At 67.5% G+C, this 17,727-nt stretch carries 17 protein-coding genes; 12 read left to right on the top strand and 5 right to left on the bottom strand.

Going from position 1 to position 17,727, the window contains the following annotated elements; genetic code table 11:
• Position 1 precedes the first annotated feature (1 nt).
• The 3 genes from H7K45_RS26810 to H7K45_RS26820 all read right to left on the bottom strand — a co-directional run bounded on the left by H7K45_RS26810 (position 2) and on the right by H7K45_RS26820 (position 2,935).
• Positions 2-1,060 carry an ABC transporter permease gene (locus H7K45_RS26810; protein ID WP_263999125.1) on the bottom strand — a complete coding sequence of 353 codons (1,059 nt, stop codon included), beginning with the start codon at positions 1,058-1,060 and terminating at the stop codon, positions 2-4.
• Between the two features lie 14 nt (positions 1,061-1,074).
• Positions 1,075-2,067, bottom strand: a complete 993-nt coding sequence (locus tag H7K45_RS26815; protein ID WP_263999126.1) for a substrate-binding domain-containing protein — start codon at positions 2,065-2,067, stop codon at positions 1,075-1,077.
• A gap of 136 nt (positions 2,068-2,203) precedes the next feature.
• Positions 2,204-2,935, bottom strand: a complete 732-nt coding sequence (locus H7K45_RS26820; protein ID WP_263999127.1) for a GntR family transcriptional regulator — start codon at positions 2,933-2,935, stop codon at positions 2,204-2,206.
• A gap of 151 nt (positions 2,936-3,086) precedes the next feature.
• Here H7K45_RS26820 and iolC point away from each other — a divergent pair, with 151 nt between their 5' ends.
• The 9 genes from iolC to H7K45_RS26865 are packed head-to-tail and all read left to right on the top strand — an operon-like array spanning position 3,087 to position 12,594.
• Positions 3,087-4,088, top strand: coding sequence for a 5-dehydro-2-deoxygluconokinase (gene iolC, locus H7K45_RS26825; RefSeq protein ID WP_263999337.1), 1,002 nt, complete (start codon positions 3,087-3,089; stop codon positions 4,086-4,088).
• Entirely contained in the window at positions 4,081-4,962 is an 882-nt protein-coding gene (locus tag H7K45_RS26830) for a Cgl0159 family (beta/alpha)8-fold protein (protein ID WP_263999128.1), read from the top strand. Before iolC ends, H7K45_RS26830 begins: the two co-directional genes overlap by 8 nt.
• 35 nt (positions 4,963-4,997) lie before the next feature.
• A complete protein-coding gene (gene iolB / locus H7K45_RS26835; protein WP_263999129.1) occupies positions 4,998-5,873 on the top strand; it encodes a 5-deoxy-glucuronate isomerase in 876 nt (291 codons plus the stop codon).
• 2 nt (positions 5,874-5,875) lie between these two features.
• Positions 5,876-7,855, top strand: coding sequence for a 3D-(3,5/4)-trihydroxycyclohexane-1,2-dione acylhydrolase (decyclizing) (iolD, locus tag H7K45_RS26840; RefSeq protein WP_263999130.1), 1,980 nt, complete (start codon positions 5,876-5,878; stop codon positions 7,853-7,855).
• The gene (locus tag H7K45_RS26845) at positions 7,852-8,772 is read left to right on the top strand and encodes a sugar phosphate isomerase/epimerase family protein (RefSeq protein WP_263999131.1); all 921 of its coding nucleotides are present in this window, start codon (positions 7,852-7,854) and stop codon (positions 8,770-8,772) included. The genes iolD and H7K45_RS26845 overlap by 4 nt, the downstream gene beginning before the upstream one ends.
• 18 nt (positions 8,773-8,790) lie before the next feature.
• Positions 8,791-9,822 (top strand): Gfo/Idh/MocA family protein, encoded by a 1,032-nt coding sequence (locus H7K45_RS26850; RefSeq protein ID WP_263999132.1) that lies wholly within the window; start codon positions 8,791-8,793, stop codon positions 9,820-9,822.
• Between the two features lies 1 nt (position 9,823).
• Positions 9,824-10,699, top strand: coding sequence for a sugar phosphate isomerase/epimerase family protein (locus H7K45_RS26855; RefSeq protein WP_263999133.1), 876 nt, complete (start codon positions 9,824-9,826; stop codon positions 10,697-10,699).
• A 25-nt stretch (positions 10,700-10,724) separates the two neighbouring features.
• On the top strand, positions 10,725-11,612 hold the full coding sequence (locus H7K45_RS26860; protein ID WP_263999134.1) for a sugar phosphate isomerase/epimerase family protein: 888 nt from the start codon (positions 10,725-10,727) through the stop codon (positions 11,610-11,612).
• A gap of 7 nt (positions 11,613-11,619) precedes the next feature.
• Positions 11,620-12,594, top strand: a complete 975-nt coding sequence (locus H7K45_RS26865) for an adenosine deaminase (RefSeq protein WP_263999135.1) — start codon at positions 11,620-11,622, stop codon at positions 12,592-12,594.
• Between the two features lie 4 nt (positions 12,595-12,598).
• Here H7K45_RS26865 and H7K45_RS26870 read toward each other — a convergent pair whose 3' ends face one another.
• Positions 12,599-14,140: an alpha/beta hydrolase gene (locus tag H7K45_RS26870; RefSeq protein ID WP_263999136.1), complete on the bottom strand. Its 1,542-nt coding sequence runs from the start codon at positions 14,138-14,140 to the stop codon at positions 12,599-12,601.
• Here H7K45_RS26870 and H7K45_RS26875 point away from each other — a divergent pair.
• Complete coding sequence (locus H7K45_RS26875; RefSeq protein ID WP_263999138.1) at positions 14,139-14,405, top strand: hypothetical protein; 267 nt, start codon at positions 14,139-14,141, stop codon at positions 14,403-14,405. The genes H7K45_RS26870 and H7K45_RS26875 overlap by 2 nt on opposite strands.
• Positions 14,406-14,409: 4 nt before the next feature.
• On the opposite strand, the gene H7K45_RS26880 is transcribed toward H7K45_RS26875, so the two are convergent.
• Positions 14,410-15,429 (bottom strand): LacI family DNA-binding transcriptional regulator, encoded by a 1,020-nt coding sequence (locus H7K45_RS26880; RefSeq protein ID WP_263999139.1) that lies wholly within the window; start codon positions 15,427-15,429, stop codon positions 14,410-14,412.
• A gap of 121 nt (positions 15,430-15,550) precedes the next feature.
• Between H7K45_RS26880 and H7K45_RS26885 the strand changes: the two genes are divergently transcribed.
• A complete protein-coding gene (locus H7K45_RS26885; protein ID WP_276070645.1) occupies positions 15,551-16,693 on the top strand; it encodes a Gfo/Idh/MocA family protein in 1,143 nt (380 codons plus the stop codon).
• Between the two features lies 1 nt (position 16,694).
• Positions 16,695-17,720 carry a Gfo/Idh/MocA family protein gene (locus H7K45_RS26890; protein ID WP_263999338.1) on the top strand — a complete coding sequence of 342 codons (1,026 nt, stop codon included), beginning with the start codon at positions 16,695-16,697 and terminating at the stop codon, positions 17,718-17,720.
• The last annotated feature ends 7 nt before the right edge of the window (positions 17,721-17,727 follow it).

Consider the following 17,727-nt stretch of genomic DNA (forward strand, 5'->3'; position numbering starts at 1 on the left):
ATCACTTCTTCGCTGCGTAGTTGCGGAAGGCGTTGTTGGCGATCACCGCGAACAGCAGCATCGCGCCGAGGAAGAACTTGAACCAGTCCGGGTCCCACCCGGCGTAGACGATGCCCTGGTTGGTCATGCCGAAGATGAACGCGCCGATGGCGGCACCAATCGCGGTGCCGTAGCCACCGGTGAGTAGGCAGCCGCCGATGACCGCGGCGATGATGTAGAAGAACTCGTTGCCGATGCCCTGGCCGGACTGCACGGTGTTGAACGCGAACAGGAGGTGCATGCCAACGAACCAGGCGCAGAACCCGACGAACATGAACAGCCCGATCTTGACCTTGGTGACCGGAACACCGACGGCCCGAGCGCTGTCCGCGTCGCCGCCCACGGCGAAGATCCAGTTGCCGACCTTCGTCTTGAACAGCACCCAGGTTGCCACCGCGGTGAAGACGAGCCACCACACCACGGTGACGCGGATGCTAACGCCGAGCACGTCGAACGACGACGCGAAGACCTTCTGCGCAGAGGCGAACCCGGACATGTCGCCGACGCTCTGGGTGGCCACCTGCCCGGCGACCAACTTGGTCACCGCGAGGTTGATGCCGGCCAGCATGAAGAACGAGCTGAGCGTGATGAGGAAGCTGGGAATCTTGGTCCTCATCACCAAGAAGCCGTTGAGGAACCCCACGGCAAGAGCGAGCACCAGCGCAAGTGCCGCGCCGACCCAGAGATTCAGGTGCAGGTTGTAGGCCAGCATCGACGCGGCGAGCGAGCTGAACGTCACGGCCACGCCGGCGGAGAGGTCGAACTCCCCGCCGATCATGAGGACCGCCACGCCGCACGCCATGATCCCGATCGTCGAACTGGCGTACAACACGGTGGCCAGGGAGTTGGCCTCGCGGAATGGAGGTGCGACGACGAGGAAGAAGACGAAGATCCCGACGGCACCGATGCCTGCCCCCATCTCGGGGCGGATCAGCAACCGCTGCAGTCGGTTTCGCTCCTTGACGCGCTCGTCACGCACCACCTTGTGGTCGTCGACGTCGAGATCGGCTTGCGTAGTCATGTGTCCTCCCGCTCCTAGCGAGTTCCGGCCTTGGCCAGGTCGGCGACGGCGTCGATGTTGCCCTGGTCGATGAACGACGGTCCGGTCAGCGTCGCCTGGCCGCCGCCGATCAGGTTCTTGTTGTTCTTGTAGAGCCACAGCGCGTCGATCGCGAGGTAACCCTGCAGATATGGCTGCTGGTCGACGGCCCACTGCACCTGGCCGCCCTTGATGGCGTCGACGAGTGCCGCGTTGGTGTCGAACGTGACGACCTTCGCTTGACTGCCTGCGTTTCCAAGCGACTGGACCGCGGTGAGCGCGATCGGTGCGCCGAGCGCCACGATGTGGTCGACGGAGGGATCCTGCTGCAGCTTGGCCGTGATGGTGGCCTCGACGGACGGCATGTCCTTGCTGTTGACGTTCAGGATCTCACTTTGACCCTTGAAGCCCTCCTTGACTCCGGCGCAACGCGATTCGAGCGCTACCTGGCCCTGCTCCTGGATGACGCAGACGACCTTCTTGGCGCCGTCGGCGTTGAGCTTCTCGCCTGCTGCAATGCCGGCCAGCTTCTCGTCCTGGCCGAAGTACTCCTGGACGCCCATCGACTTGAATTGGTCGAAGCCGGAGTTGAACGCCACGACCGGAATGCCCTTGGCCTCGGCCGCCTTCACCGCGGGGGCCATCGCGTCGGGCTTGGCGAGCGTGACGGCGATGCCGTCCACGCCGCTGTCGATGGCACTCTGAACCAGGTTGGCCTGGTTGGGCGCTTCGGGATCGTTGGAGTACCGCAGTTCGATGTTGTCCTTCTTCGCGGCGGCTTCGGCACCCTTGCGGATGAGGTCCCAGAACGAATCGCCGGGCACTTCGTGAGTGATCATCGCGACAGTCATGCGCGGGGTGTCGACGCTGCCGCCGCCCCCCGAACCGTCACCGGACCCGGCGGGCTTGCCGCCCGTGCTCGAACACGACACGAGCCCCAGGGCGATAACCCCTGCACCGGCGGCGGCTGCAAGCCGAATGAACTTCATCGTCTCTCCTGTCTGCGGGTGCCGTGGGACACGGCCATGACACGATGTAATACGGGTCACAACGGAAAGTCAACACTTTGTTCGGACATTAGGACTGCAGGTCATATCCGAACACCCGCAGCAGTGTTTGCCAGGACTAGCGGTCGACCAGCGTGGTCTCGAAGTAGTACCGCGACGCGCGGTAGCAGTGGTCGCCGTACTCGACGGCCTTGCCCGAGTCGTCGAACGCGGTCCGGTTCATCGACAACAGCGGCGCACCGGCCTTCTCGGCCAACAGTCGCGCTTCGTTCTTCGTCGCCGGACGGGCCCCAATCCGCTGCCGCGCCAACCGGATGTGGACACCGCGGGCACGCAACGCTTGATAGAGGCCGATACGTTCGAGTTCGCTTGCTTCCGGTGCCAATTCGACGGGAAGGTAGTTCACCATCACCGCCAGTGGCTCGCCGTTGGCCCGGCGCAGCCTCTTGATGGTGACGATCTCGTGGCCGCTGGTGAGGTTGAGCTGCGTGGCGACCTCGTCATCGGCGTGGCCGACCTGGTAGTCGAGCAGCTCGGTGGACGGCTCCTGCCCGGCACGGGCGAGATCGTCGAAGAGGCTGGTCAACTCGACACGGCGGTGGACGGGATTTTGGACGACCTGCGTTCCCACGCCCCGCTTGCGCACCAGCAGGCCCTTGTCGACGATCTCCTGAATGGCTCGTCTCGTCGTCGGGCGTGACAGCGACAACCGCTTGGCGAGGTCGAGCTCGTTCTCGAACCGATCACCCGGCACGAGGTGGCCATCTCGAATGGACGCCTCGATCGCCTGTGCCAGTTGGTAATACAGGGGCACGGGGCTCGATCGGTCGAGCTCTACCTCCAAGGGCACGACGCCTCCAGCCTCGGGTGACCAGACAAAGTGGTGACTAGGGTAACACCGGCATGACCGCAAGTCTGAATGTCAGGACAAAGTCTTGACACAGACGAGTGACGAGGGGCACAGTCATGGGGAGCTCATCACCAACCGCCCGGGAGTCGACTTGACCACCTCACCGCCCTTCGACGTATTGGCCATCGGTCGCAGCGGAGTCGACGTCTACCCGCTGCAGATCGGCGTCGGTCTCGAAGACGTCGAATCGTTCGGCAAGTTCCTCGGTGGCAGCGCCGCCAACGTCACGGTCGCCGCCGCTCGACTGGGCAACTCGGCGGCACTGATCTCCGGCGTCGGCGACGACCCCTTCGGCCGCTTCGTGCGCACCGAACTGGCCCGGCTCGGAGTCGACAACCGCTACGTGGCCACCCACGGCGAATTCCCGACCCCCGTCACCTTCTGCGAGATCTTCCCGCCCGACGACTTCCCGCTGTACTTCTACCGCAAGCCCAGCGCGCCCGATCTGCAGGTGACGCCCGAGGAGATCGACGCCGACGCCGTCCGGTCGGCGCGGCTGTACTGGTCGACGGTGACGGGGCTGTCCGAAGAACCAAGTCGCAGCGCGCACTTCGCGGCGTGGGAAGCACGTGGGGCGAACGAAGCGACGGGGAATGATCGAGCCAGGGCACCGCTCACGGTGCTCGACCTGGACTACCGACCGATGTTCTGGGCATCTCCTGCCGCCGCCACCGAGCAGGTACGGCGCGCACTCCACCACGTGACCGTCGCCGTCGGCAATCGCGAGGAGTGCGAGATTGCCGTCGGCGAGACCGATCCGCGCAAGGCCGCCGACGCTCTCCTCGACCTCGGCGTAGAACTGGCCATCGTGAAGCAGGGCCCGAGGGGTGTGCTCGGCAAGACGAAGCACTCCTCGGTGACCGTGCCCCCCAACGAGGTCGACGTCGTCAACGGCCTCGGCGCCGGGGACAGCTTCGGCGGCAGCCTTATTCACGGCCTCTTGCGTAACTGGCCGTTGGAGAAGACGCTTCGCTACGCCAACGCCGCCGGGGCCATCGTCGCATCGCGACTGGAGTGCTCGACCGCCATGCCCACCGCCGAAGAGGTCGCCGAGCTGGCCGAGAAGACCGCCGAGGAGGCCGTCAATGTCTAACGCTCTGTGTTCTGACTACGCCGCGGTGACCGACCTTCGCGCCGCCGACCCCGGTGCCGTCGCGCGCGCCTGGGACACCAGAGCGACACGGCCCACGATCCGGGGCGACGGCCGGCTGATGATCGTCGCCGCCGACCACCCCGCCCGTGGTGCACTCGCCGTCGGCAATCGCCCCACCGCGATGAACAGTCGCACCGATCTGCTCGACCGTCTGCGGGCCGCCCTCGCCGAGCCCGGCGTCGACGGTGTGCTCGCGACCTCGGACATCCTCGACGACCTGGTGCTCCTGGGCGCGCTCGAGGACAAGGTGGTGTTCTCGTCGTTCAACCGTGGCGGCCTGGCCGGCTCCGCGTTCGAATTCGACGACCGGATGACCGGCGCCACCGCCGAGTCGACCGCGGCGGCGAGAATGAACGGTGGAAAGATGTTGTGTCGCATCGCCCTCGACGATCCCGGCACCGTCGCCACCATGACGGCGTGCGCGCAGGCCGTCGACGAACTCGCCGCGCGCGGGCTCATCGCCATGCTCGAACCGTTCATGTCCAGCCGCGTCGGCGGCAAGGTGCAGAACGACCTGAGCCCCGACGCCGTCATCAAGTCGGTGCACATCGGCCAGGGTCTCGGGTCGACGTCTGCCTACACCTGGATGAAGCTGCCCGTGGTCCCCGAAATGGACCGAGTGATGGAGTCCACCACCATGCCCACGTTGCTCCTCGGCGGCGACCCCGCCGACCCCGACGAGGCGTTCGCCTCGTGGGAGAAGGCGCTCGGCCTGCCTTCGGTGCGCGGGCTCATCGTCGGACGGACCCTGCTCTATCCCGCCGACGACGACGTGAGTTCCGCCGTGGCGACGGCCGTTTCGATGGTGCGGTAGAGACATGGGCGAGCGAAGCGACGGGAGAATCTGACATGCATTCCAAGCTCTACATCCCCGCCCGCAGCGCCGAGCTTCCGCTCACCGTCGACGTGACACCGGAATCAGCCGGCTGGTCCGAATCCTCGCTGCAGGTGCTCGAACTGGACGACACCCAGTCGGCCGAGCTGCACACCGGCGGTACCGAGGTGATGATCCTGCCGCTCGCCGGCGGCGGCACCGTCGAGTGCGGGGGCAGCACCTTCGAACTGGACCCGCGCGCCTCGGTGTTCGACGGACCGTCGGACATGGTGTACCTGGGCATCGGACAGGAGTACCGGATCACCGGCGAAGGGCGGTTCGCCATCTGCGGTGCGCGCGCCAAGAACTCGTTCCCGAACCGCCGCGTCGCGGCTGCCGACGTGTCGGTGGAGCTGCGCGGCGCGGGCAATTGCAGCCGCCAGGTGCACAACTTCGGCACCGCGGGCGTCTTCGAGGCCGACTCGTTGATCGCCTGCGAGGTCATCACGCCCGGCGGCAATTGGTCGAGCTATCCAGCCCACAAACACGACGAGAACACCGCGACCGAAAGCGAACTCGAGGAGATCTACTACTTCGAGATCGCCCCCGGCCCGGACGGATCGCGCGGGTTCGGTTATCACCGGGTGTACGGCACGCCGGACCGCCCGATCGAGGTGCTCGAGGAGGTCCGCACCGGCGACGTGGTGCTGGTGCCGCATGGCTATCACGGACCGTCGGTGGCCGCGCCCGGCTACCACATGTACTACCTGAACGTGATGGCCGGACCGGGTGCGGAGCGCGCCTGGAAGATCGTCGACGACCCCGAACACGCGTGGCTCCGCGGCACCTGGGACGACCAGGCCATAGATCCAAGGCTGCCCCTCGGCAACTCTCACCAGACAGGAGCATGACCATGGTCTCCACCGCACCCAAGCGGGCCGAGAAGATCGCCGACACCGAGGCGACGGTGCGACTCACCGTCGCGCAGGCCACCATTCGATTCCTCGGCAACCAGTACGTCGAGCACGACGGCACGCGCACCAAGTTCTTCGCCGGCGCCTTTGGCATCTTTGGACACGGCAACGTCGCCGGCCTGGGCCAGGCCCTGCTGCAGGACGAGCTCACCGCGATCGAGACCAGCTCCGAGCCCCACCTGCGCTACGTGCTTGGCCGCAACGAGCAGGCCATGGTGCACAGCGCCGTGGCCTACGCGCGGCAGAAGGACCGGTTGCAGACGTGGGCCGTCACCGCCAGCGTCGGACCCGGTGCAACGAACATGCTGACCGGCGCGGCGCTCGCGACCATCAACCGCCTGCCCGTGCTGCTGCTGCCCGCCGACACGTTCGCGACCAGGGTCAGCTCCCCCGTACTGCAGGAACTGGAGCTGCCCTCCTCCGGCGACGTCACGGTCAACGACGCGTTCAAGCCGCTGTCCCGATACTTCGACCGGGTGTGGCGGCCCGAGCAGCTGCCCGCCGCGCTGCTCGGTGCGATGCGGGTACTCACCGACCCCGTCGAGACCGGCGCCGCCACGGTGGCCATCCCGCAGGACGTCCAGGCCGAGGCCCACGACTGGCCGGAATCGCTGTTCGCCGAACGCACCTGGCACGTCGGCAGGCCGTTGCCGGAGCGGTCGGTCATCGCCCGGGCGGCCGAGGTCATCCGCGCGGCGAAGAAGCCGCTCATCGTCGCCGGCGGTGGCGTCATCTACTCCGACGCCACCGACGCCCTGGCCGCCTTCTGCGAGCAGACCGGCATTCCCGTCGGCCAGAGCCAGGCGGGCAAGGGAGCACTCCCCTACGACCATCCGCAGTCGGTCGGCGCCATCGGCTCCACCGGTACCACCGCCGCCAACGCGCTGGCCACCGAGGCCGACGTCGTCATCGGAATCGGAACCCGATACAGCGATTTCACCAGTGCGTCACGGACGGCCTTCAACAATCCCGACGTCAAGTTCGTCAACGTCAACGTCGCGTCGATCGACTCAGTCAAACAGGGCGGCGTCAGCGTCGTCTCCGATGCCCGGGAGGCCGTCGAGGCGCTCGGCGCTGCATTGGGCGATTTCTCGGTCAGTGACGAGTACCGTTCGCGCACGGCCGATCTCGCCAAGGAGTGGGACGACACCGTCTCGGCGGTGTACGCGGTCGACGACGGCACCGCGCTCAACCAGAACCAGGTGATCGGCTTGGTCAACACGCTGTCCGATGCCCGCGACGTCGTGGTGTGCGCCGCCGGATCAATGCCTGGCGACCTGCACAAGCTGTGGCGCACCCGCGACCGCAAGGGCTATCACGTCGAATACGGCTACTCCTGCATGGGTTACGAGATCGCCGGCGGCATCGGCGCCAAGATGGCCGAGCCGGACCGCGACGTGTTCGTCATGGTCGGTGACGGCTCCTACCTCATGATGGCCACCGAGCTGGTGACGGCGGTGCAGGAGAACGTCAAGGTCATCGTCGTGCTGGTGCAGAATCACGGCTTCGCCTCCATCGGCGGGCTCTCCGAGTCGCTGGGCTCGCAACGGTTCGGCACCTCCTACCGGTACCGCTCCCAGGATGGCCGCCTCGACGGCGAGAAGCTGCCCGTCGACCTGGCCGCCAACGCCGCCAGCCTCGGGGTCGACGTGATCCGCGTGGCCACGGCCGCCGAATTCACCGACGCGGTGAAGGTGGCCAAGGCCACTGACCGGACGACGGTGATCCACGTCGAGACCGACCCGCTGATCTTCGCACCCGATAGCGAATCCTGGTGGGACGTACCGGTTTCGGAGACTTCCACTCTGGAGTCCACCCAGGCCGCATACCAGCGCTACGCCGACTGGAAGAAGATCCAGCGCCCCTTCTTGAAGCCGTCAGCCCGCCCCTCCGACAGCGAAGGACATCCCACCCCGTGAGCAGCATTCTCGTCGGTTCCGCCCCCGATTCCTGGGGTGTGTGGTTTCCCGACGACCCGAATCAGACCCCCTACACCCGGTTCCTCGACGAAGTCGCCGCCGCTGGATACCAGTGGATCGAACTCGGCCCCTTCGGCTACCTGCCGACCGACCCCCAGCAGCTGTCCGACGAACTCGCCGCCCGCAACCTGAAGCTCTCAGCGGGCACGGTGTTCGAGCACCTGCACCAGTCCGAGGTCCGTGGGGACGACTCCTGGAACGCAGTGTGGAAGCAGATCGAGGACGTCGCCAAACTGACCGCCGCGGTGGGCGGCAAGCACGTCGTCGTCATCCCCGAGATGTGGCGTGACCCGTCGACCGGCGCCGTGCTGGAGGACCGCAATCTGACGCCCGCTCAGTGGAAGCAGAAGACCGAGGGCATGAACGAACTGGGTAGGGCCATGTTCGAGAAGTACGGCGTACGAGCGCAATACCATCCGCACGCCGACAGCCACGTCGACACCGAGGAGAACGTGTACCGCTTCCTCGACGGCACCGACGGTGAGCACGTGAACCTGTGCCTGGACACCGGTCACATCTCCTACTGCGGCGGCGACAACATCGCGATCATCGAGCGCGCGCCCGAACGGATCGGCTATCTGCACCTCAAGCAGGTCGACCCCGTCGTGCGCGCCAAGGTCGAAGCCGAAGACCTGCCCTTCGGCGAGGCCGTCAAGCTCGGAGCCATGACTGAACCCCCCCTTGGCATTCCGGACATGCCGCCGTTGCTGGCAGCCGTCGAGAAGCTCGACATCGACGTCTTCGCCATCGTCGAGCAGGACATGTACCCCTGCGCCGTCGACGCTCCCCTGCCCATCGCCCAGCGCACGAGTGCGTACCTCGGGTCCTGCGGCATCCCCTCCGTCCGCTTCAACTGACCCAGGAGTCCACACACCATGTCCGATCTACGCATTGCCGTTCTCGGCGTCGGGATGATGGGTGCCGACCACGTCGCCCGCATCGGATCGAGGATCGCGGGGGCGCGCGTCACCGTCGTCAACGACTACGTGACCGAGAAGGCCGAGCAGTTGGCGGCGACGATCCCCGGTTGTCGGGCCATCGCCGATCCCCTCGACGCGATCGCCGACCCGGACGTCGACGCCGTCGTGCTCGCGACGCCGGGACCCACGCACGAGAAGCAGCTGCTGGCCTGCCTGGAGTATGGCAAGCCGGTGATGTGCGAGAAGCCGCTCACCACCGACGTCGCGACGTCACTGGAAATCGTCAAGCGCGAGGCCGAACTCGGCAAGCGCCTCATTCAGGTCGGCTTCATGCGCCGCTTCGACCTCGAATACGCCGCGCTGAAGGCACTTCTCGACGACGGCGGGCTCGGCACCCCGCTCGTGATGCACTGCACGCACCGCAACGCCGCGGTACCGCCGTACTTCGACAGCTCGATGATCGTGAAGGACTCGCTGGTCCACGAGGTCGACGTCACCCGCTTCCTGTTCGACGAGGAGATCAGTTCGGTCCAGCTGATCACACCGTCAGCCAGTCCTGGCGCCCCGGAGGGTCTACAGGATCCTCAGATCGCGATCTTCCGGACCGCGACGGGCAAGCACGTCGACGTCGAACTGTTCGTCACCACCGGCGTCGCCTACGAGGTGCGCACCGAGGTCATCGGCGACAACGGCAGTGCGATGATCGGATTGGACGTCGGGCTCCTACGCAAGAGCGCGCCGGGACGCTGGGGCGGCGAGATCACCCCGTCCTTCAAGGAGCGCTTCTGGCTGGCCTACGACATCGAGATCCAGCGCTGGGTGAACGCGGTGCGCGCCGGCGAGCAGACCGGTGACTACACCGACGGCCCGGTGGCCTGGGACGGTTACGCCGCCGCTGCGGTGTGCGCAGCGGGCGTCGCCTCGTTGGAGTCTGGCCTGCCCGTCGAGGTCGAGATGGTGGCCCGCGACACGATCCCTGGCGCGTGACATGAAGACCGCACTCGACCCGACTCCCTTCCACCACGACTACGAGCTGCTCGAATTACCGCGTGTGGTTGCCGAATTGGGCTACGAGTACCTGCAGCTCACGCCGCACCGGGACTTCATCCCCTTCTTCAACCACCCGCGGGCCGACGACGACCTGGTGACCAAGTTCCGCAAGGCCTGCGAGCATGCGAACGTCGGCATCGCGTCGGTCCTGCCGGTGCTGCGCTGGTCGGGCCCGGACGAGGACGCACGCGAGGCCGCCGTCCGCAACTGGAAACGCGTCATCCAGATCACCGTCGACCTCGGCGTGAACGTGATCAACACCGAATTCTCCGGCCGGCCCGAGCGCGCCGAGGAGTCCGAGCGGGCGTTCTTCCGGTCGATGGAGGAGCTGATGCCGATCTTCGAGCGCGAGGGCATCGACGTCCGCGTCGACCCGCACCCCGACGACTTCGTCGAGGACGGCTTCGAAGCGGTCCGGATCATCCGCGGGGTCAACTCCCCCAACCTCGGCATGGTGTACGTCGCGTGCCACACATTTCACATGGGAGGCAACATGATCGAGGTCATGCGCGCCGCCGGTGACAAGCTTCGCCTGGTTCACGTCGCCGACACCATGGACCACCATCGCAGCCATGGCCTTCGGTACATCACCAACCCGCCGGGGAATGCCGCCAGGGTGCACCAGCACCTGAAGATCGGTGACGGCGACGTCGACTGGGACGAATTCTTCTCCGGGCTCGCCGAGATCGGGTTCTACGACCGACCGGACACCGTGATGGTGTCCTCGGTGTTCGCCGAGAACGAGAACGCCCACGAGGTGTCCCGGTATCAGCTCGCCACCATGACCGACTACGTGTCCAAGTACGCGAAGTAGGCACCATGCGCCGAGACCACGGTTGATGACACGAAACTCGAGTGACGCGGTCGGCAACCGTAGTCTCGGCGAACGGTTGGTGGCCACGGCGTGGACGAGTGCCGGAGACGTGTCGCCGATGCACTCCCCCGCCACGAGCCCCGTGCCGATCGCCGAACGAATTCGGGCCGTCGCCGATGCGGGGTTCTGCGGTCTGGGGTTGATCGTCGATGACCTGGTCGCCATCCGTGACACCATCGGCTTCGACGCCCTCAACGGACTCATCGCCGACGCGGATCTGACCCACGTCGAGATCGAACTGCTGGAACGCTGGTGGATTCCGCGCGGCGCACCGGGACACACCTACGAGGTCCGCGACCTGCTGTTCGACGCGGCCGACGCCCTGAAGCCGGCAATGATCAAAATTGGCTCGGAGAACGGGCCGCCGACGGTCGATCCCCTCGCCCTCGCCGCACCCCTGCGGGAGCTTGCCGAGCAGGCGGAGGCGCACGGGACCCGCGTCGCCATCGAGACCATGCCGTTCTCCGCGATCTCGACGGTGCCGATGGGCGCCAAGATCGTCTCGGCGGCAAGGCATTCCGCGGCGGGGTTGCTCGTCGACGCGTGGCACGTCTTCCGGGCCGGCACGTCGCTCGCTGAGCTCCGCGCCACGCTGACGCCGGAGATGATCTTCGGCGTCGAACTCGACGACGCGATGCCCGAGATCGTGGGCACGTTGTTCGCGGACACCGTCGACAATCGAGTGTTGTGCGGCGAGGGAACCTTCGACCTCGTCGGCCTGGTGGCGACGCTACGCGAACTGGGATTCGGCGGGCCGTGGGGTGTCGAGATCCTCTCGACGACCTTCCGGGCGCTGCCGGTGGGGCAGGCGCTGCGACTCGCCGCGGGGTCGGCGCAGACCGTCCTGCGATGAAGCGACAATGGTCCCCATGCCATTCGCCGAACTGCACCTGCACCTCGAGGGCACCCTCGAACCGGAGACGATCCTGCGACTCGCCGAGCGCAACCGGATCAGGTTGCCCTACGCCGACGTCGACGAACTCTCGGCGCAGTACGACTTCGCCGATCTGCAGTCGTTCCTGAACCTGTACTACGCGAACATGGCTACGCTGCAGACCGCGGCGGACTTCGCCGAGATGACCGACGCCTACCTCGCTAGGGCCGCACGCGCCGGGGTCCGACACGCCGAGGTCTTCCTCGACCCCCAGGCCCACCTCAGCCGCGGCATCGCCCTCGAGGAGGTGATGGACGGGGTCTCCACGGCGCTGGCGTCATCGCACGCGACGCACGGCGTCAGCAGCGGACTGATCGTCGCGATGCTGCGCGACCAGAGTGCCGAGTCGGCGATGGACGTGCTGGACGCCGTTGTCGCACTGGGTACTCCGGTCGTCGGCATCGGACTGGACTCGGCCGAGGTGGGCCATCCCCCCTCGAAGTTCGTCGACGTGTTCGCCCGGGCCCGGGCCGAAGGCCTGCATCTGGTGGCGCACGCCGGGGAGGAAGGCCCGCCAAGCTACATCTGGGAGGCACTGGACCTGCTGGGCGTCGAGCGGGTCGACCACGGCATCCGCTGCCTGGAGGACGACGCGCTCGTCGAGCGCCTGGTCACCGAGCGGACGCCGCTGACGGTGTGTCCGCTGTCAAACGTGCGGCTGAGGGTCGTCGACGAGATCGGCGACCACCCGCTGGCGACGATGCTCCGGCGGGGGCTTAACGTCTCCGTCAACTCCGACGACCCCGCGTACTTCGGGGGTTACCTCGACGACAACGTGACCGCCGTGCGCGACGCACTCGGCCTCGACGAGGCGGCCCTGACGACGCTGGCGCGCAACTCCGTCACGGCCTCCTTCGCCGACGACGCGCGCAAGGCCGAACTGCTCGCCGAGATCGGCTGACCCGTCAGCAGGTGGCGCCGGCTGCGGGCACGGTGAGGTCGACAAGGTAGGCGGTGGCGGCCTCGTCGACGCAGGAGTTGCCCTCGAACACCACCGTGTGCTGGGTGCCGTCGAAGGTCAGCAACGCGCCGTGCAGCTCCTTGGCCAGGTTGACCCCCGCCTGGTACGGGGTCGCCGGGTCGTGGGTCGTCGAGACCACCAGCACGGGCGGCAGACCAGGTGCGGCCGCGGCGTGCGGCGTGCCAGTCGGCGGCACCGGCCAGAACGCGCAGTCGTCGAGCGGGGCGTTACCCGTGAACGGCCCATAGCTCATGAACGGAGCCACCTTTCGCGTCTCCTGGTCTTGCTCGACGACCTTGGCACGATCGGTGATTGGTGGCCGGTCGACGCACGTCACGGCGATCTGCGCGTCGTTGGTGTTGGCGTAGTGACCCTGGTCGTCGCGTTCGGAGTAGTCGTCGGCCAGTTGCAGGAGCGTGTCGCCGTGCCCCTGGGCGAGTTCGGTGAGACCCTCGGTGAGCTTCTTCCACGTGCTGGGTGAGTACAGGGCCATGGTGGTGCCGGTGAGTGCGTCGCCGTAGCTCAGTCCCCGCGGATCGTGAGTGGGCGCCGGCGTGGTCACGAGCGGGTCGACCAGCGAGTGGAAGACGTCGACGGCCTTGGCCGGGTCGGTGCCCAGCGGACAGCTGGGCGTCTTCGCGCAGTCCGCGGCGTAGGCATCGAAGGCCTTCTGGAAGCCGGCGGCCTGGTTGACGTTGGCTTGAACCGGGTCGGCGTCGGGGTCGACGGCGCCGTCGAGGATCATCGCGCGCACCTTGTCCGGGTAGGCCTCGGCGTAGGCCGAACCAATGAGGGTGCCGTAGGAGTAGCCGAGGTAGGTCAGCTTCGCGTCTCCCAACGCGGCGCGCAGCTCGTCGAGATCCTTGACGACACTGGCGGTTCCGACGTTGGCGAGGAAGTCCTTGCCCATCCGGTCCACACACCGCTGCACGAACTGCTTCTCGGTGTCCTCGATGTGGGCGACCCCCGCGGGGCTGTAGTCCACTTCTGGGTCCGCGCGTTCGGCGTCGGCCTCGGCGTCGGAGTTGCACCGCACGGCGGGCGTCGACGACCCAATTCCCCGCGGGTCGAATCCGACCAGGTCGAATCGCTCGCGGATCTGCGGCGGTAGGTTCTCCACCATGCCCACCGCCGCGTCGACCCCGGACTCACCGGGACCCCCGGGGTTGACCACCAGCGACCCGATCTTCTGGCCGGTGGCGGGGAATCGGATCAGCGCCAGGTTGGCGGTGGCTCCGTCAGGCTTGGCGTAATCGACTGGGACGGTGAGGTTTCCGCACTGCGCGCCTTTGGGGAGTTGGCCGTCGCCCCCGCCGGACACCACCTGGCAGGGCCCCCACTGGACGGTCTCGGCGGCGCGCTCGGCGCTGGCCTCCGGCTTGCCGTCGACGGTGGCGCCGCAGCCCGCCGTGGCCACGCCGACGGTCGCGACGACGACCAGGACGAGCATTCGCCGTAAGCTGCCGCGCCCCACGAACACACTCATGCCGACGATGCTGCCAGAGCAACCCTGGAACATCGCTGTGATCGGCTTTCCCCGGCGGGCCTGCGTGGTCGTCCCCGCACCGGGGTATCAGCCAGCCATGGACCAGCAATGTGAAGGCAGCGGCCGCGAACTTCCGAAGGGCCCGCCGCCCGACGTGGCGACGGCGTGCCCCGTCTGCGGACGCGAGGTGAAGGTCGAGGAGGTCGACGAGGGTCAGCGGTTCGCCGTCGAGAATCATCAGAAGGTGGTCGACGTCTCGAGCTGAGGACTCACGCCGGGGGCGAGGTCGAGCGCCGGATGCTCAGTGCAGGCTGGTGCAGGTAGACCCGCCGAGGGTCCTGAGGACGATCCAACCGCTGCAGCAGGAACTTTGCGGCCTGCACCCCGACGGCGAAGTTGCCGTTGTCGACCGACGTCAGCGAGAGGTGCCGGATGCGAGCCAGATACGTATCGTCGTAACCCACCAGCGAGAGGTCCCGCGGGACCGCCAAGCCCCGATCGTCGGCCGCCGACAGCGCACCCACACAACTCACGTCGTTGAACGCGAAGATCGCCGTGGGCGGCCGTGCGTGATTCAGCAGCCGCGACGCTGCGGCATAGCCGCCCTCCTCGGTCATTCCGGAGATCTCGACGAGCGCGTCGTCGGCGCGGCCCGCCGCGGTCATGGCGTCGAGGAACCCCGTGCGCCGCAGGGTTCCGACGATGCCAGGGCCGGCCAGGTGGCCGATGCGGCGGTGCCCGAGGTCGAGAAGGTGTTGGGTGGCCAGCCGAGCGCCGATGACGTCATCGTCGGCGGCGACGTCGACTGTTGGCAAGTTCGGCTCGTGGGTACCTGCGACGACGACGGGAACCGTTGCGGCGGCACGCTCGATCGCGTCGCCGAGTTCGGTGGTGCCGACGACGACCAGTCCGTCGACCCGTTGCGCGAGAAGGGTTTCGACGGTGTCGCGACCGACACGCCGGTCGAGGTGGCTGTCGGCCAGCACCGGTGCCATCCCCACCGCGTCGAGGGTCGTGGTGAGCCCCTCCAATAGGGAGACGAACCACGGGTTGCGCAGATCGTTGAGCATCACTCCCACGGTCGCGCTGCGTGACTCCGACAATCCCCTGGCAATGGCGTTGGGCCGGTAGCCAAGATCGGTCATCGCGGCCAGGACGGTGTCGCGTCGCGCGGCGCTGACGTTCGGTTCGCCGCGCAGGACCCGCGACACCAGCGACTTGGACACCCCGGCGTGGGCTGCGACGTCCCGGATGGTCGCGGGGCGGCCGCGACCATCCGGTGGAGTCATGGGCATCAGCATATTGATCCTTCGGCGCTCAGCCCGTACGTTACTGGGACCGGTCCCATTTTGTCCATCATTAAAGGAGAGCGCCGTGAGTGCACGAGGAGACCGCCGACTGGCCGCAGGCATGGTCGGCGGCGGCGATGGCGCCGACATCGGGAAGACGCACCGCCACGCCATGCGCCTCGACGATCAGTACGTCCTGGCCGCCGGGGTGTTCGGCCGCACCGCGGACACCGCCGCCCGGGTGGCCCGCGACCTCGGCGTGGACCGGGTCTACCGAGACCACCACGAGATGGCGGCCGCCGAGAGCGACCGGCCCGACGGCGTCGACGTGGTCACCATCGCCACCCCCAACGACAGCCACTTCGACGTCGCACGCGCGTTCCTGCAGGTCGGCATCTCGGTGGTCTGTGAGAAGCCGCTGACCCGGGATTCCACGAGCTCGGCAGAGTTGACGGCGATCGCGGAGTCGACGGGCGCCATTCTCGCCGTCCCTCACTGCTATTCGGCCTACGCGATGGTGCGGCACGCGGCGCGGCTCGTCCGTGACGGGGCGCTAGGCGACATCCGACTGGTCGTCGTCGAGCACGCCTCGGGGTGGGCGTCGACTCCGCTGGAACTCGGCGACCACCGGCAGGCACGCTGGCGCACCGATCCCGACGTCGCCGGATTCCCCAGCGTGCTCAGCGATCTCGGCACCCACGCCCTGCACCTGCTGCGCTACGTCACGGGTCTGGAACCCGTCAGGGTCTCGGCCGAACTGACGACGCTCGTGCCGGGACGACGGGTCTTCGACAACGCCTCTGTGCGACTGACCCTCTCGAACGGCGCCCCGGCGACCCTGTGGGCCAGCATGGCCGCCACCGGCAACGAGCACGGTCTGCGTCTGCGCGTCTTCGGCGAACAGGCGGCCCTGGAGTGGCGCCACGAAGATCCTCAGCACCTCACGCTTCGCGGCAGGGACGGCGCCGCGACGATCCTCGCCCAGGGCATGGGCTCGCTGTCGGAGGACGCCACCCGGCTGACCCGGCCCGGTATGGGACATCCCGAGGGCTTCATCGAGGCGTTCGCCAACTTCTACCGCGATCTGGCCGACCTGCTGCGCGCCCGTCGCGACGGCACCGCCCCACCGGCCCGCGAGCTGTCCATCCCCACCGGCGTCGACGGTCTGATCGGCGTCCACTTCGTCGAGACGGCAGCGGCGTCGCACGCCCTGGACGGCGCCTGGGTCGACGCCCCGTCCGCGCGTGTGATGGCGGGTGTCTGAGATGCCCCGGATCGCGTTGATCGGCGCGGGCTTCATCGGCGGCGTTCACGCCGCCAACCTGGCCGCGCACCCCGACGTCGACTTCGCGCTCGTCCACGACATCGATGTCGCTCGCACCGAATCCATTGCCGCCAAACATCATTGCCGCGCTGCGGCTCATCTCGCCGAAGCCTTCGATCCCGCCGTCGTCGATGCGGTGCTCATCGCATCCTCGACCGACGCCCACGCCGATCATCTGCGGCTTGCTGCCTCAGCGGGCCTGCCGATGCTGTGCGAGAAGCCCGTCGACCTCGATCTCGCGCGAGCGACCGACGTCGTCGGCTACGTCCACGAGCGGGGCGTCACCGCGATGGTGGACTTCAACCGCCGGTTCGACCGCGACTACGCCGAATTGCAGCGCGTCGTCGCCGCCGGCGAGGTCGGAGACGTGTACCTCATTCAAATGACCACCCGCGGTCCAGCGATGCCCCCGTTGTCCTACGTCGCCGTCTCCGGAGGTCAGATGAGGGATCAGACCGTGCACTTCTTCGACTTGGCTCGCTGGATCTCCGGACTCGATCCGGTGGCGGTGTTCGCCACCGGATCGACCCTCGTCGAACCGCGGCTCGCAGAGTACGGCGACGTCGACCTCTCGGCAGTGACGCTCCGACTGCCGGGAGGCGCGCTGGTCCAGATCGACAGCGCCCGCCAGATCGGCTACGGCTACGACGAGCGCATCGAAGTGCTCGGGTCGACCGGCATGGTCGAGGCGCGGCGACACCGCCGCGGCGCCGTCGTCCGTTACGGCGCAGGCCACGACGTCGGCGACGGTATGCACGCCGGGTGGTTCGAACGAGTGGCGCCGACTTATCGGGCGGCGCTCGACCACTTCGTCGACGCGCTCCGCGACGGAGGCCCGGTCGGCCCCGATCTCGGCGAGGCGCTCAAGGCCCAGGCTGTCGCCGAGGCGGCGAGCCGGTCCCTGGCCAGCGGCGAGATGGAACGGGTTCACTATCCGTCTCCGAGAGCGACACCGGTGGACGTTTGAGTCGACC

The organism is Mycobacterium yunnanensis, from assembly GCF_025823185.1.
Lineage (GTDB): Bacteria > Actinomycetota > Actinomycetes > Mycobacteriales > Mycobacteriaceae > Mycobacterium > Mycobacterium yunnanensis.